13 protein-coding genes are annotated in these 13,556 nt (G+C 70.6%); 6 read left to right on the top strand and 7 right to left on the bottom strand.

The features are described from left to right. Positions 1-417 precede the first annotated feature (417 nt). The gene (locus IE206_RS14425; RefSeq protein WP_189962527.1) at positions 418-744 is read left to right on the top strand and encodes a hypothetical protein; all 327 of its coding nucleotides are present in this window, start codon (positions 418-420) and stop codon (positions 742-744) included. A gap of 23 nt (positions 745-767) precedes the next feature. Here IE206_RS14425 and IE206_RS14420 read toward each other — a convergent pair whose 3' ends face one another. The 4 genes from IE206_RS14420 to IE206_RS14405 form a co-directional block, all read right to left on the bottom strand. Further along, positions 768-1,952, bottom strand: a complete 1,185-nt coding sequence (locus IE206_RS14420) for an RNA polymerase sigma factor (RefSeq protein WP_189962622.1) — start codon at positions 1,950-1,952, stop codon at positions 768-770. 8 nt (positions 1,953-1,960) lie between these two features. Next, on the bottom strand, positions 1,961-2,380 hold the full coding sequence (locus IE206_RS14415) for a YciI family protein (RefSeq protein WP_189962526.1): 420 nt from the start codon (positions 2,378-2,380) through the stop codon (positions 1,961-1,963). 97 nt (positions 2,381-2,477) lie between these two features. Beyond that, positions 2,478-3,680 (bottom strand): ATP-grasp domain-containing protein, encoded by a 1,203-nt coding sequence (locus tag IE206_RS14410; protein ID WP_189962525.1) that lies wholly within the window; start codon positions 3,678-3,680, stop codon positions 2,478-2,480. Positions 3,681-3,781: 101 nt separating this feature from the next. Beyond that, the gene (locus IE206_RS14405) at positions 3,782-4,744 is read right to left on the bottom strand and encodes a DMT family transporter (protein ID WP_189962524.1); all 963 of its coding nucleotides are present in this window, start codon (positions 4,742-4,744) and stop codon (positions 3,782-3,784) included. A gap of 277 nt (positions 4,745-5,021) precedes the next feature. Between IE206_RS14405 and IE206_RS14400 the strand changes: the two genes are divergently transcribed. Continuing rightward, positions 5,022-5,780 (top strand): helix-turn-helix transcriptional regulator, encoded by a 759-nt coding sequence (locus IE206_RS14400; protein WP_189962523.1) that lies wholly within the window; start codon positions 5,022-5,024, stop codon positions 5,778-5,780. After that, positions 5,777-6,379: a cupin domain-containing protein gene (locus tag IE206_RS14395; protein WP_189962522.1), complete on the top strand. Its 603-nt coding sequence runs from the start codon at positions 5,777-5,779 to the stop codon at positions 6,377-6,379. The genes IE206_RS14400 and IE206_RS14395 overlap by 4 nt, the downstream gene beginning before the upstream one ends. Positions 6,380-6,665: 286 nt before the next feature. On the opposite strand, the gene IE206_RS14390 is transcribed toward IE206_RS14395, so the two are convergent. Next, a complete protein-coding gene (locus IE206_RS14390) occupies positions 6,666-7,979 on the bottom strand; it encodes an alpha/beta fold hydrolase (protein WP_189962521.1) in 1,314 nt (437 codons plus the stop codon). Between the two features lie 245 nt (positions 7,980-8,224). Here IE206_RS14390 and thpR point away from each other — a divergent pair, with 245 nt between their 5' ends. Then, positions 8,225-8,809, top strand: a complete 585-nt coding sequence (gene thpR, locus IE206_RS14385; RefSeq protein WP_226599480.1) for an RNA 2',3'-cyclic phosphodiesterase — start codon at positions 8,225-8,227, stop codon at positions 8,807-8,809. Between the two features lie 63 nt (positions 8,810-8,872). Here the strand turns inward: thpR and IE206_RS14380 are convergent, their stop codons facing one another. After that, entirely contained in the window at positions 8,873-9,853 is a 981-nt protein-coding gene (locus tag IE206_RS14380) for a serine hydrolase domain-containing protein (RefSeq protein WP_189962519.1), read from the bottom strand. Between the two features lie 136 nt (positions 9,854-9,989). Between IE206_RS14380 and IE206_RS14375 the strand changes: the two genes are divergently transcribed. Then, positions 9,990-10,523 (top strand): GNAT family N-acetyltransferase, encoded by a 534-nt coding sequence (locus tag IE206_RS14375; RefSeq protein ID WP_189962518.1) that lies wholly within the window; start codon positions 9,990-9,992, stop codon positions 10,521-10,523. A gap of 90 nt (positions 10,524-10,613) precedes the next feature. On the opposite strand, the gene xylA is transcribed toward IE206_RS14375, so the two are convergent. Next, complete coding sequence (xylA, locus tag IE206_RS14370) at positions 10,614-11,783, bottom strand: xylose isomerase (protein WP_189962517.1); 1,170 nt, start codon at positions 11,781-11,783, stop codon at positions 10,614-10,616. Between the two features lie 196 nt (positions 11,784-11,979). On the opposite strand from xylA, the gene xylB reads away from it, so the two are divergent. Further along, the gene (xylB, locus tag IE206_RS14365; RefSeq protein ID WP_189962516.1) at positions 11,980-13,461 is read left to right on the top strand and encodes a xylulokinase; all 1,482 of its coding nucleotides are present in this window, start codon (positions 11,980-11,982) and stop codon (positions 13,459-13,461) included. Positions 13,462-13,556 lie beyond the last annotated feature (95 nt).

Below are 13,556 nucleotides of genomic sequence, written 5' to 3'. Positions count from 1 at the left end.
GATGCTCGTCCGCCGGACCTGCCTCGCCTTCTCCGGGGGGGGTGCCCACGCCGGGCGTACGACGTGCGGATGCCGCGGAAGTCGGTGATGACACTGGACTCCGGCCGTGGTCGGGCCCTGTAGGGCCCAGCCTCCTTAATAGCAAATAGCCGCCGGAGCTGCGCTGACCGACGCCGCCGCTCGCGCCCCACGGCCCGTCGGCGCCGGTGACGCTGCCCAGCTGGATCTTCTGGTCGCTGGGCTTGGCGGTGTTCCAGCCGACGGAGACCCCCATGTAAGCGCCGGCCTTGGGGCCGACCCGTTGAGGCGGGTCGGCCCCTGCCGCGTCGGGATGCAGCTGAAGCGGCGGAACCAGGGCCGGGCGGGGTGCGTCCCACGTGCATGCGGAGAGGACTGCGATACGCATCGGCAGGGCTGTTGGCCCTGACGGCGGGCCTTGCGCTGCCCGGCTGCGGCAGTCTCACGGACCCGGGGGCCGCACGGCCCATCAGCCGGCCCGTCACCGTCCAGGGCCGGACGATCACCACGACCACAGAGGTCGGCGGATGCCAGTCCGCCTGGCTCACGGCCCAGGAGAAGGGCAAGAGCGTCTCCCTCACGCTGAAGGTGAAGTCGACCGGGAAGAGCGGCGAGGCCTGTCCGGCATACATCGGCCTGAGGCCCGTCAGCACCACCTTGCGACAGCCCGTCGGCTCACGTTCGCTGCTCGACGCCACGACGGGCAGCACTCTGAGCGCCCGTTGACCGCCGCCGGTGCCGCTCCCCCTCTACCCTCTGAGGCGGGCGTTGAGACGGGCGGCCTGGCGCATGAGGTAGTCCCGTTCGGCGAGGCTGGGGGCCGCTCGGGCCGCATCCGCGTACAGCCGGGCCGCCGTCGCCAGGTCTCCCTCGCGCTCGTGGAGGTACGCCGCGACCGCGGTGTGGCGGGGCAGGGAGTCGTCCAGTTCCGCCAGCGCCGCGAGGCCGGCGCGCGGCCCATCGGCCTCGCCGACGGCGACCGCGCGGTTGAGCCGGACGACCGGGCTGTCGGTCAGCCGCACGAGCTCGTCGTACCACTCGACGATCTGCACCCAGTCGGTCTCCTCGGCGGTGCGCGCGTCCGCGTGGAGTGCGGCGATGGCGGCCTCGGCCTGGAACTGGCCGAGCCGGTCGCGGGCGAGGGCCGCCTGCAGGATCGCGACGCCCTCGGCGATCGACGCGGTGTCCCACCGGCCGCGGTCCTGCTCGGCGAGCGGTACGAGGCTGCCGTCGGGCCCGGTCCGGGTGGCGCGCCGGGCATGGTGGAGCAGCATGAGGGCGAGCAGACCCGATACTTCGGGGTGGTCGATGGCGGCCGCGAGCTGCCGGGTGAGCCGGATGGCCTCGGCGGCGAGGTCGACGTCGCCGGAGTAGCCCTCGTTGAAGACGAGGTAGAGGACGCGCAGCACGGTGGCGACATCGCCGGGCTGGTCGAACCTCCCCCAAGCCGTCGACTTCGCTCCAGCAGGGGATACCCCGACGCCCGAGACAGTGCGCTTGGCGCGGCTGATCCGCTGCGCCATGGTCGCCTCGGGCACGAGGTAGGCCCGAGCGATCTGACGGGTGGTCAGGCCCCCGACGGCCCGCAGCGTGAGCGCGACCGCGGACGAGGGTGTCAGGGACGGGTGGGCGCACAGGAAGTACAGCTGGAGCGTGTCGTCCGCCGCCGGCACGGGCCCGGGTGCCGGTTCCTCGTCGAGGAGTTCCTCACGCCGGCGCCGGGCGGTGTCCGCCCGGGTCGCATCCAGGAACCGGCGCCAGGCCACGGTGACCAGCCAGCCCTTCGGGTCCCGCGGCGGCTCGGCCGACCAGACGCGGACCGCCTCGACCAGCGCGTCCTGCACGGCGTCCTCGGCCGCCGCGAAGTCGGCTCCGCGGCGGACGAGGATGCCGAGCACGCTCGGCGTGAGGCTCCTGAGCAGGGCCTCGTTCAGCGTGGAAGTCACGTGTGGGGGCACTCCGTGATCGTGGGCGGCGCGGCCAGGAAGGGGCGCAGCTCCAGCCACTCGTGGATCGGCTTCCCGCCCGCGCCCGGAGCCGCGGACAGTTCCCCGGCCAGTTCGACGGCGCGCTCGTAGCTGTCGACGTCGATGACCATCCAGCCGGCGATCAGGTCCTTGGTCTCGGCGAAGGGGCCGTCGGTGACCGGCGGGCGGCCCTCACCGTCGTACCGGACCCATGTCCCCTCGGGGGCGAGCGCCTGACCGTCGACGAACTCGCCGGTCTTCTCCAACCGGTCCGCGAAGTCCTGCATGTACCGCATGTGCGCCGAGATCTCCTCCGGCGTCCACTGGTCCATGGGAACGTCGTTGGCGCAGGCCGGGGCGCCGCGGTAGTGCTTCAGCAGCAAGTACTTGGCCATCAGTCTTCTCCTTGGTCCTGGTGCGACCATCTTGGCCGCGTTCACCCCTGGGACGGAGCCGGACTCGGGTTCTCGACATCGCGGACCAAACTTTTTTTCAGCTCTCCGGCCACCCGGGCCCAGCGCTCTCCCTGACCGCCAGCCGCGCCATCAACCACGCCTCGGTCTCGAAGAGGCGCTTCTCGACCTCTGCCGTGTCGGCGCCCCGCACGATCGCGAAGCACAGATGGGATGCGCTGTGTAGCGTCACCGCGTCCGGCGCGAGCTGCTCGTTCACCTCGTAGTGGGTCACCCACGGGAACGGCGGCCTGCCGGGCGGCGACACACGGCGGCCCTGCGGCAGGATCGAGATGGAGCCGTGCACCTCGGCGGGCGGCGTGGTCACCGGCGGGTCCACGGGGAGGCCGCAGGACAGCCGCAGTGCGGCGGTGTGCAGATCCACCCCGTACGTGGCCCGGGTCAGTGCGGGGATGCGGTCGCCGCCGACACGTGAGGCGATTTCGCACAGCACCAGTTCGTCGTCCGGCGTGTGGAAAACCTCCAGGTGATAGGCGCTCGTGGGCGGAACATCGAACGCGTCGAGTGTCCGGTCGAGGAACTCCTCCAGCCTTTTCGCGAAGGCATCCTCCCGGCGCAGCTGCAATGATCCGCTGTTCTCTCCGGAGAACACGCCGAGACAGCTGCGCAGATAGCGCGAGGACGCCACGAAGCGGAAGCCGTCGCCCAGCACCGCGTCCACGTGGTACATCTGCCCCTCGATGAAGTCCTCCACCATGAGGTCCTCACGCCAGGGGGTCCTGCTGAACGCCAGCAGGTCGTCCTCGCCGCGCAGCACCGAAATGTCACGCGAACCACCCTGCTTGACCGGCTTGACCACCACCGGATAGCCGAACTCCTCGATGAATCCGGTGAGTTCGACGACGGAGTCGAGACGGGCGAAGGCAGCCGTCGGGACGGTACGGCTCGCGACCTCCTTCATCACCGCCTTGTCCCGGAACGACAGAGCACTTTTCGTCGACTGGCCCGGAATTCCCAGGCTTTCACGTATCCGCGCGACCCGCTCCAGGTCGTACTCGTTGTCCGTGACGATGTGCGTGAACGGCCTTTCCCGGGCCAGGCGCCGGATCATGAGTTCCGCGTAGGGAACGGCCTCGCAGTTCTCGACGTATTCGTACCGCGCGAAGGACTCCGTGCTCTTCAGTTCGTGGTGGCTGAACACCTGGAGCCGGTCGACCAGTTCGGGCAGCATGGCCGCGTAGTCGAGCTTCTGGCCGTAATTGATGACCGCGACGTTGCTCATGGGGTGTCGTCCTCCCTTTGGGGGCATGGGGCAGAAGGGGCATGGAGCGTCATGCATCAGTGGAGGCGGACCTCACCGGGATCGAGCCGGTCGCCGACGTCCTACTGGTCACGGCGAAATCCGCGTACCCGGTTGGCGAGCAGCGTGCCGGCGGTGGCGAGGACCAGGCCGCCCAGGGTGTGCGGGCCGAGGTGCTGTCCGAGCATGAGCGCGGCCAGGCCGGCGGTCACCATCGGCACCAGATGGAAGAGGCTGCTCACCTGACTCGTCCCGTGGCGCCGGAGCAGGCCGTAGAGCAGCCCCACACCGACGACGGAGTTCACGAACGCCGCCCACAGCAGCGCCGGCCAGTACCCGGCGCTGAAGGTGACGTCGAACCCTTCCACGAGGAACGCGGGCACCAGCGCGGCAACGGCGGCGGCGAGCAACTGGACCGCGTTGCCCATCACCGGCTCCATCCCCGCACAGAAACGCCGCTGGTAGACAGTGCCGAGTGAGATGCCGAGCAGTCCGAGGAAGAGGAAGGCGATGCCCACCAGGTGATCGCCGCCGGGAGTAAGGCTCTCCGAGACGGCGAGCACCACCCCGCCGAGGCCGAGAAACAGCCCGAAGTACTGGCCACGCGTGACCCGTTCATGGAGTACGGGTATGGCGATGAGCGAGGCGGCCAGCGGGTACAGCGCGATGACCAGCGCGGCGAGACCGGAGGGCACCCCGCGGTCCATGGCGACATAGATGCTGGAGAACTGCACTCCTTGGACGAGCACACCGGCCACCAGCAGATGGCCCAACTCGCCGCTTCTGGGCATCTTTTGACGGAGGACCAGCCCGATCGCGAGCAGCACCCCGCCCGCCAGCGCGAAGCGCAGACCGGCGAACGTGCACGGGGACGCGTGGCGCAGGCCGAGCTTTCCGGAGATGAAGCCGGAGCTCCACACCACCACCAGGGCCACCCGGGCGACCACGTCCCAGCCACTCTGGGCGCCCTTCCCGGCAGGAGCGGGGCTCGGAGCCGGTGGCAGTGATCGGGTCCCGTCCGACGTCGCGGTCTGGTTCACACGCATGGCATCTCCCGGCGCTCTGTGAGGCTCCACGGCCCACCGTCGTTCGGTTCGCCGCGTGGAGCGGGGCATCTGTGCGGTCTGTGCTTTAAAACGCACGCTAGTGCAAGATACTGTCCAAGCGCATGGGCCACAGCCCTACTTGCAGCAAGCTGCACACCGGGACACGACTGGGGGATCGATGAACACAGACCTTGATCCGCGGCAAGCACGCCAGTTGACCGAGGCGCAAGACCGAGATCAGGAAGGGCTCTGCCGACTCGCGGTCAGCGAGGAGGCGTTGAGCCCGACTAGGACCGCCGAGACGCTCACCGCGTACGCCTCCGACGGCTGCCGGCCCGTCATCGGCGTGAACGCCATCCGCGACTGGCTCGTGACGTCCGCGACGAGGTGCCGCCACGAGCTCCTGCTCGCCCGGACCGGCGACGGCCGGCGGCCCGACAGCACTCTCCTTGAGATGACGGAGCCACTCGCCTCGCTCCTTGAGCGCGGCGTCAAGGTACGGACGATCCTTCGGCACACCGCGCGCCACGGCACGGCGACCCGCACGGGCGTGGCGCGCCCCATCGACGGAGGCGGGGAAGCCCGTATGTCGAGCGGCCCCCTCTCTCCCATGGTGGTCTTCGACCGGGAAACCGCGCTGATTCCCCGCGCCGACGGGCAGAGCGCCGTGGCCGTCTCACAGCCCGGCATCGTGCACTTCATGTCGGAGGTGTTCGAGCGGATGTGGGTGACCGCGATGCCCTTCGACGGTCGAATCCGCGCGGCCCAGGCCGGCGAGTCGCTCTCCGGCATGCGCCGGACCATCGTCGTGCTCCTCGCGGAGGGGCAGACCGATGCGATGATCGCGCGGCGCCTCGGGGTCAGCGTGCGCACCTGCCGCAACCACATCGCCAAGCTCTACCAGGAGCTGGGGGCGCGGAGCCGTTTTCAACTCGGCGTCCTCATCACCCGCTCCGGCCTGCTCGGCCCGGCCGAGGACGCCGGCCCCTGCTCCCCGCCCGTCAGGGCCCGACGCCTCTCTAGGATGCATCCATGAGCATTCCCCCGCCGCCGGAACCCTCCCCCGGCTCGGCAGCCCGCGACCCCGAGCTGGGCTTCCCGCGCCCCGGTGAGGTGCTCCGCCGGCTCCGTACCCACAAAGACATGTCTTTGCGTCAGGTCGCGGCCGAATGCGGCCTTTCGGTGTCGTTCCTCGCCGCCCTCGAACGTGGTGAGACCGACATCGCCCTGGAGCGGCTCGGCCGCCTGGCCAAGGTCTTCGGGCACGACGTGGGTTCGTTCCTGGGCTTCTCACGGGGGCGTTCCACGCCGTCCGTCTTTCCCGCGAAGGACCAGGAGTCGTTCGACCGGGCCCCCGGTGTGCGTTACCGCGTGCAGCGCCTGCCCGAACTCGGGTACCAGGTCCTCACCGCCGACTTCGAGCCGCACTCGGGCCTGTTGGAGGATCTCCAGCACGAGGGTTCCGATCTCATCGTGATGACCGAGGGCACCGTGATCGCCCGGTACAACGGCAGCGACCACGAACTGCGCGCGGGCGACTGTGCCCAGTGGTCGGCCGGCTATCCGCACAGCTTCCGCAACGACACCGACGAACCGGCCCGGTTCGTGGCCGTGCTCTTCTCCAGCCTCTACTGACCCGAGCGGACCGGCTCGGCGCAGGCAAGGGCCACGTGCAAGGAACCGTCCCATGAACACCCCCGCCTTCACGGAGCCCCCGGTCGCCCTGGGTCGTCGTCACTCATGCCGACGATCGATGGGTACGCGCCGAGACGCCGAAGCTCCGTGAGCAGGGCGGGCGAGTGTTCCCTCTGACTGAACGGCCACGAACTACGGCACCCAGCTTCCCAACCCCCCTGCTCCGAGCCCGAGTTGCCCGCCATTCGCGGCGCTCGGCACGGGCTGGTTCTCCCGGTCGGTTGCCCTACAGCCGCCCCTGGGCCATGCCGATGAGCCGGTCCAGAACCTTGCCGTCGCTGACTCGCAGGCCGTCGTGCTCCCACTCGTTGGTCACCCACGTCCGCAGGCCGCGTACCGCGTCGGCGGTGGCCAGCGAGTCGGCGGTGTCCACGTACATGTCGTCGTGGTAGACGGCTGCGAACACCGGGACCCGGTTGGCCGCCAGGGCGTCGGGGGCGTACAGGTCGGGCCAGTCCGTGCGGCCGGCCAGCAGGTTTGCCGTCTCTCGCAGTGGGCGCAACGCCGGGTCGGTCTCGAACATCCAGGGATAGATCATCTCTCCGGTGAACAGCATCGGGGCGTCGCCCGTCAGCGCCTGAGCCGCGTCGAACTCGGGGAATTCCGCGCGTACTTGCTCGGCGGCCCAGCCGGTCGGCCCGGGGTCCACCGACCGCTGCCCGTAGATGGATTCGTGCAGTACGGCGTAGAGCGGGCCCTCGGCGAACGAGAGCTTCGACTGGACGCCCGCCAGGAAGGTGTCGGACAGCTCGGGCCCGGAGACGCCATGGACCCAGGCGTCCTCAAGCAGGTAGTGCAGGAGGTCGGAGCCGTTGCCGGTGCCGAGCATCAGGCCGAGCGACTGGAAGGCCCGCACGGTCAACCGGCCACCGCCGGGCAGCTCGGCGGGGGCGGCGAGCAGGTGCTCGGCGACCCGGCGCACGGCCTCGACATCCTCGGGGTAGCGCGCGTAGTGGGCGGCGTTCTTGCGGGCGACCCGAGGGTAGGCCGCCCGGTACACATCCGCCGCGCTGCTGCGCAGACCCGCCAGACCGCCGGTGACCAGCGCCTCGCGCAGCCCCTCGGGGGCCAGAGACAGGTACGTGAGGGTGCAGAAGCCGCCGAAGCTCTGGCCGAGCAGACTCCACCGTCCCTCGTCACCGAGCAGCTGACGGCGGATCAGTTCGGCGTCGCGGACGATCGAGTCGGCGCGGAAGTGGGAGAGGTACTCGGCCTGCGCCGCGGCGCTGCCGCGCAGGGGCAGGGTCTGCCGGGTCGCCGGGGTCGAGCGTCCCGTGCCGCGCTGGTCCAGGAGCAGGACCCGGTAGTCCTCCAGTGCCCGGTCCAGCCAGGTGTCCCGGCCCACCGGACGGGCCGCCCGCCCGCCGGGACCGCCCTGGAGGTAGAGCAGCCAGGGGAGTTCCGCGCGCTCCTTGCCGGCCGCGACGACCTCACGGGCGTACACCTCGATCTGCTCGCCCTGCGGTACATCGTGGTCCAGCGGCACCTGGAAGAGATGGTCGGTCAGGACGACGCCCGGCTGTCGGATCACGACGGACATGGGACTCCTCTGTGTGTGACGGGTGCGGCGGAGGTGCGCGCCTCGGTTCGGCAGGTGTACACAGGCGGCTGTGCTGTCCTGACCATGGCCGCCACCCTGCCACATGGTTCCGGTCGGCCCACCGGTGGATGAAGGCGGGCGGCCTTCGTGACGCGGGCAGGCGTCCTGACGCGTGCGGGCCCTCTGAAGCATGCGGGGCAGGGGCCTGCGACCGTTCACGCGGCCCGTGGTGTACGAAGTGCTACGTGAACGAACAGATTCAGCCCGCGACCGTCCGCGTTTTCATAGCGCTCGCCCCGCCCGACGACGCGAAGGAAGAGCTGGCGCGAGCGCTGCGGCCCGCCTACGAGGCGTACCCGCGCCTGCGGTGGAACCGCATCGAGGACTGGCACATCACGCTGGCCTTCCTCGGCGAGCTCCCGGTCGAAACCGCCCCGCTCCTCCAGCAGCCCCTCGCGGATCTCGCGGCAGCGCGCCGTCCCCTGCGGCTGTCGCTGCGCGGCGGCGGGCACTTCGACGAGCGGGTGCTGTGGAGCGGGATCGATGGCGACCTCGACGGGTTGCACCGGCTCACGGCCGATGTCCGCAGCGTGGTCAAGGAGTGCGGCGTCGTCTTCGAGGACCGGCCGCTGCGTCCCCATCTGACACTCGCCCGGTCCCGCCGCGACGATCCCTCCAGCGTGGTGAACGTGGCCTCCGACCTCGCCGGCTTCGGCGGTCGGGAGTGGGAAGCCGAACGCTTGCACCTGGTGGCGAGCAACATCGGACGGGGCCCGGGACCCATCCACTACCGCGACATCGAAGCGTGGCGCTTCAGCGGCGAGCAGTGAGCGACGAAGGACGTCCGCCCCGGGCTGAGGCAGCGGGCAGCGGGCAGCGGGGCAAGATGGACGTCACGCCGCGAATTCGTCGACCGCCTTGGCCATGTCGTCCCCCGTCAGGGGTTGTTGCATGTCGCTGAGCAGGCGCGCCAAGGCTGGCAGGGCGGTCTCCTGGTTGGCGAGGGCCACGCTCACATGGTCCCGGTCCGGGATCAGGACCATGGCGGCCCGGTAGCCGGGCAGCCGTCCGTTGAGATACATCTGGCCCGACGGGCCCAGCGCCCATCCGAGTCCGTAGGGCATGGGGTCGTCGGGCCGCGTACGCGGACGGCGGATCTCCTCCAGGAGGGCCCGGTCCCCGAGCAGGCCCTCGCCGACGGCCAGCAGATCCCGCACCGAGGACCACAGGCCACCGCTGGGCCGACGGGCGCGGGGGTACCCGAGCGGCGGGAGGCGGGTCGTGCCGCTCCACCCGGTGACGGTGTCGGACGTCGCCGGGGTCTCGAAACCCGTCCGCGCGAAGCCCCAGGGTCCGAGCAGGCTTCCTTCCAACGCGTTCTCGTAGGTCGTGCCGTTCAGGGCCGCGAGGACCGAGCCGGCGAGGAAGTAGTTGCCGTTGTAGTACGACCACTGCCGGCCCGGCTCCCGCTCGTTCCCCGCGCGGACCACGAGCCGGGCGGCCTCCAGGAGCGCGCCGTCCCCGTCGCCCAGCGCGGCCGCCGTCCCCCCGTCCACCGATTCGCGCAGACCGGAGACCTGACCCAGGATCTGCGCCACGCTGATACTGCTGTCGGCCCGCCAGTCCGGCGCGAGGCCGGGGAGCAGTTCGACCACAGGGGTGTCCAGTGGCACCCCCTGGTCCCGCAGGGTGCGGAGCAGTGCCGTGGAGGTGAAGACTTTCGTCAGCGACGCGATCCGGAAACAGGATTCCGCGGTCACGGTGTCCGGCCCGAGGGTGGCTGTCGTACGAGCGCCTGCCACCGAGCAACCCGCCGCCACGGCCGGGACGTCGCGAAGGCCTGTCTGTTGTGCCATCAGCTTCTGAAGATTCACGATGCACATGCTAGGCATGGCTCCCATCCGGGCAACCGTGGCCGACCCGCGCCGGGCCGAGGTGGGTCACGACCCGACGTTCACGCTGGTGAAAGTGGATTGCGGGCCCGGTGTCCGGTGCGTACCGTCGCCGTCCATGACCCCGACTCTGCGCACTGAGCGACTGCTCCTGGAGCCCTATGCCCCCGAGGACGAAGAGGGCTTCACGGCGCTGTTCCAGGACGGGAGGGTGTCGCAGTGGATGGGCGACGGGCCGACCACCGAGGCCGAGGACCGCGCTCTGTTCGGGCGGATCTTCACGAAGGTCTACGCCCAGGAGCTGTTCGATGTCTGGGCCGTTCGCAGGGACGGCCTGCTGATCGGGCACGCCGAGATCAAGCCGACCGATGTGGTCCGGGGCCACGAAATCATCTACGCGCTGGCCCCCTCGGCATGGGGCTCGGGCCTGGGGACGGAGGTGGCCGAGGCCCTGGTCACGTACGGCTTCGGCACACTCGGCCTGACCGAGGTCCACGCCACCGTGGCCGAACCGAACACCGCCTCGCTGAGGTTGCTGGCCGGGATCGGCTTCGAGCCCGTCCGGGACGTGACCGAGAAGGACGGCAGTACCACTCGCGTGCTGACTCGCACCTGCATGCCATGTGCGGCCGAGTGGGCCGAACAGCCCTGAGCGGACCGGACCCTGGGCAGGCCGAACGCCGTCATCTGCTGCAGGTGCAGCCCTCCCCAATCCTGCGGACGGCACGTGGGGCAGGCCGTTTCAGCGGGCGCCCAGCAGGTGGTCCAGGGCCAGTTGGTCCAAGTGCTCGAAGGCCATGCCCCGCTCGCCCGCTTCCTCGGCGTCGAAGTCCTCGAAGGCGGTCCGGTCCGCGAGCAGTCCGGCGAGGCCGTCCTCGGCGGTGGGGCGGGCCAGGTCGTGCAGGCGGGCCGCGCGCAGGGCCTCGCGCACCTCGGGGTCGGCTCGGAAGGCGGCCGAACGCGCCTTCAGGATCAGGTAGTTGCGCATGTTGCCGGCTGCCGATGCCCACACCCCGGCCATGTCCTCGGTGCGCGGCGGCTTGAAGTCGAAGTGCCTCGGGCCCGTGTAGCCGGCGGATTCGAGCAGGTCCACAAGCCAGAACGCGTCGCGCAGGTTGCCGGAGCCGAAGCGCAGGTCCTGGTCGTACTTGATGCCGGACTGGCCGTTCAGGTCGATGTGGAAGAGCTTGCCCGCCCACAGGGCCTGCGCGATGCCGTGCGTGAAGTTGAGCCCGGCCATCTGCTCGTGCCCGGTCTCCGGGTTCACGCCGACCAGTTCCGGGCGCTCCAGCCGCTCGATGAACGCGAGCGCGTGCCCGACCGTGGGCAGCAGGATGTCGCCGCGCGGCTCGTTGGGCTTGGGTTCGACGGCGAAGCGCAGGTCGTAGCCCTGCTCGGTGACGTACTGGCCGAGGAGATCGAAGGCCTCCTTCATCCGGTCGAGAGCGACGCGTACGTCCTTCGCGGCGCCCGATTCCGCGCCTTCCCGACCGCCCCAGGCGACGTAGGTGTGCGCGCCCAGCTCCACGGCCAGATCGATGTTGCGCAGCGTCTTGCGCAGGGCGTACCTGCGGATGTCACGGTCGTTGGCCGTGAACGCGCCGTCCTTGAAGACCGGGTGCGTGAAGAGGTTCGTCGTGGCCATCGGCACGACCAACCCGGTCGCGTCGAGCGCCTGCCGGAACCGCTTGATGTGCGACTCCCGCTCGGTGTCCGAGGAGCCGAAGGGGATCAGGTCGTCGTCGTGGAAAGTCACACCGTACGCGCCGAGCTCGGCGAGGCGCTGGACCGACTCGACCGGGTCCAGGGCGGCGCGGGTCGCGTCGCCGAACGGGTCGCGCCCCTGCCAGCCCACGGTCCACAGACCGAAGGAGAACTTGTCCTCGGGGGTCGGGGTGAAGCGTTCCGTCATCCTCTTCGCCACCTTCACGCGGGTCCGTCCGACTCCTGCCGGAGTTATTTGTTTTCTTACCTGGCAAATACTGCACGATCATGACTGCTTCCGTAACCCCGAGGCTTCGCCTAATTTGGTGCACCGGTGCACCTCATTTGTTGCTCTCGCACCCAAATCACTCCCGCCCCTCCAACCCCGCAAAAGAGGTGCCCGGATGCCGCACAGCCCGGTCGTCATCGGCGTGGACAGTTCCACTCAGTCCACGAAGGCCCTGTTCGCCGACGCGGCCACCGGAAGGACGCTCGCCGTCGGCCGCGCCCCGCACCGCGTCGACGGCTCGGCGGGAGCCCGCGAGTCCGACCCGGAGCAGTGGTGGCAGGCGCTGCGGGAGGCCGTCGCCGCCGGGCTGAAGGAGTCGGGCGCCCCGGCGTCCGCCGTCACCGGCATCGCGGTCGCCGGGCAGCAGCACGGCCTGGTGATCCTGGGTCCGGACCACCGGCCGCTGCGCCCGGCCCTGCTGTGGAACGACACCCGCTCGGCCCCGCAGGCCGCCGTCCTCACCGCGGCGCTCGGAGGCCCGCACGCCTGGACCGCGCGCACCGGTTCGGTACCAGTCGCCGCGGTGACCGCCGCCAAGTGGAGCTGGCTGCGTGACAACGAGCCATCGACTACGGCCCGTTGTGCGGCAGTTCGCCTGCCCCACGACTTCCTTACCGAACGGCTCACCGGCGTCGCCACCACCGACCCCGGCGACGCCTCCGGCACCGGCTGGTACTCCACGGCGACCGGGGCGTACGACCCCGAGATCCTCCAACTCATCGGCATGGACGCCGGGCTGCTGCCCTCCGTGGCAGCGACCGGCGGCACCCGCGTCGGCACCCTCACCGCGTCCGCCGCCGACGCTCTCGGGCTGCCGCCCGGTGTCGCCGCGGCCGCCGGGACCGGTGACAACATGAGCGCGGCCGTGGGCCTCGGGCTCGGCGGCGCAGGACTCCTGGACCTCCCCGTACTCAGCCTCGGCACCTCCGGCACGGTCTTCGCCGCGACCCGCACCCGGCCCGCCAACCCCGCGCTCAGCGGATTCGCCGCGGCCGACGGTGGCTACCTCCCGCTGGCCTGCACCCTCAATTGCACGCTCGCCGTCGACCGCATCGCCACCCTGCTCGACCTCGACCGCGACGACGCGGCACCCGGCGGCGAGGCCGTACTCCTGCCCTACCTCGACGGCGAACGGACCCCCGATCTCCCCAACGCCGCCGGGCTGCTCACCGGCCTGCGCCACGCCACCACACCGCAGCAACTCCTGGGCGCCGCCTACGAGGGCGCCGCGGTCACCGTCCTGCGCGCGCTGGACGAGGTCCTGCGCGCCTGCGGCCTCGCCCCCGACTCCCCCGCCGTCGCCGCCAGGCCACTGCGCCTCATCGGCGGCGGCGCCCGGGGCCGCACCTGGGTCGAGACGGTGCGCCGCCTGTCGGGACGGCCCCTCGTCGTCCCGAGCGGCACGGAACTGGTGGCCATCGGCGCGGCCGCACTCGCCGCATCGGCCGCGTCAGGCGTCGATCCGGTCGCGATCGCCCAGGACTGGGGGTCCGGTCACGGCGCCGAACTCCCGCCAATGGAGCGCGACTTGGAGACATGGGAGCGCGTCACATCCGTACTCGCCAGCGCGGCGCCCAACCTGCTCAATGGAGGCTAAGTCGAACGCTCACGCAAACCTCAACACCCGGATACGTCAAAGGAGTTGCATGAAGCATTGACGAAACCCGGGCCCGGATCTAGCTTCATCGCGTC

The organism is Streptomyces violascens (assembly GCF_014649955.1).
Taxonomy (GTDB): Bacteria; Actinomycetota; Actinomycetes; order Streptomycetales; family Streptomycetaceae; genus Streptomyces; species Streptomyces violascens.
Note: the sequence above shows the minus strand (reverse complement) of the source record. Positions and strands in the feature narration are given on the sequence as shown.

Excerpts from the sequence above, each read along its gene's own strand:
- IE206_RS14415 (WP_189962526.1), bottom strand. The coding sequence starts at position 2,380 with ATGGCCAAGTACTTGCTGCTGAAGCACTACCGCGGCGCCCCGGCCTGC.
- IE206_RS14410 (WP_189962525.1), bottom strand. The coding sequence starts at position 3,680 with ATGAGCAACGTCGCGGTCATCAATTACGGCCAGAAGCTCGACTACGCG.
- IE206_RS14405 (WP_189962524.1), bottom strand. The coding sequence starts at position 4,744 with ATGCGTGTGAACCAGACCGCGACGTCGGACGGGACCCGATCACTGCCA.
- IE206_RS14395 (WP_189962522.1), top strand. The coding sequence starts at position 5,777 with ATGAGCATTCCCCCGCCGCCGGAACCCTCCCCCGGCTCGGCAGCCCGC.
- IE206_RS14390 (WP_189962521.1), bottom strand. The coding sequence starts at position 7,979 with ATGTCCGTCGTGATCCGACAGCCGGGCGTCGTCCTGACCGACCATCTC.
- IE206_RS14375 (WP_189962518.1), top strand. The coding sequence starts at position 9,990 with ATGACCCCGACTCTGCGCACTGAGCGACTGCTCCTGGAGCCCTATGCC.
- xylA (WP_189962517.1), bottom strand. The coding sequence starts at position 11,783 with ATGACGGAACGCTTCACCCCGACCCCCGAGGACAAGTTCTCCTTCGGT.
- xylB (WP_189962516.1), top strand. The coding sequence starts at position 11,980 with ATGCCGCACAGCCCGGTCGTCATCGGCGTGGACAGTTCCACTCAGTCC.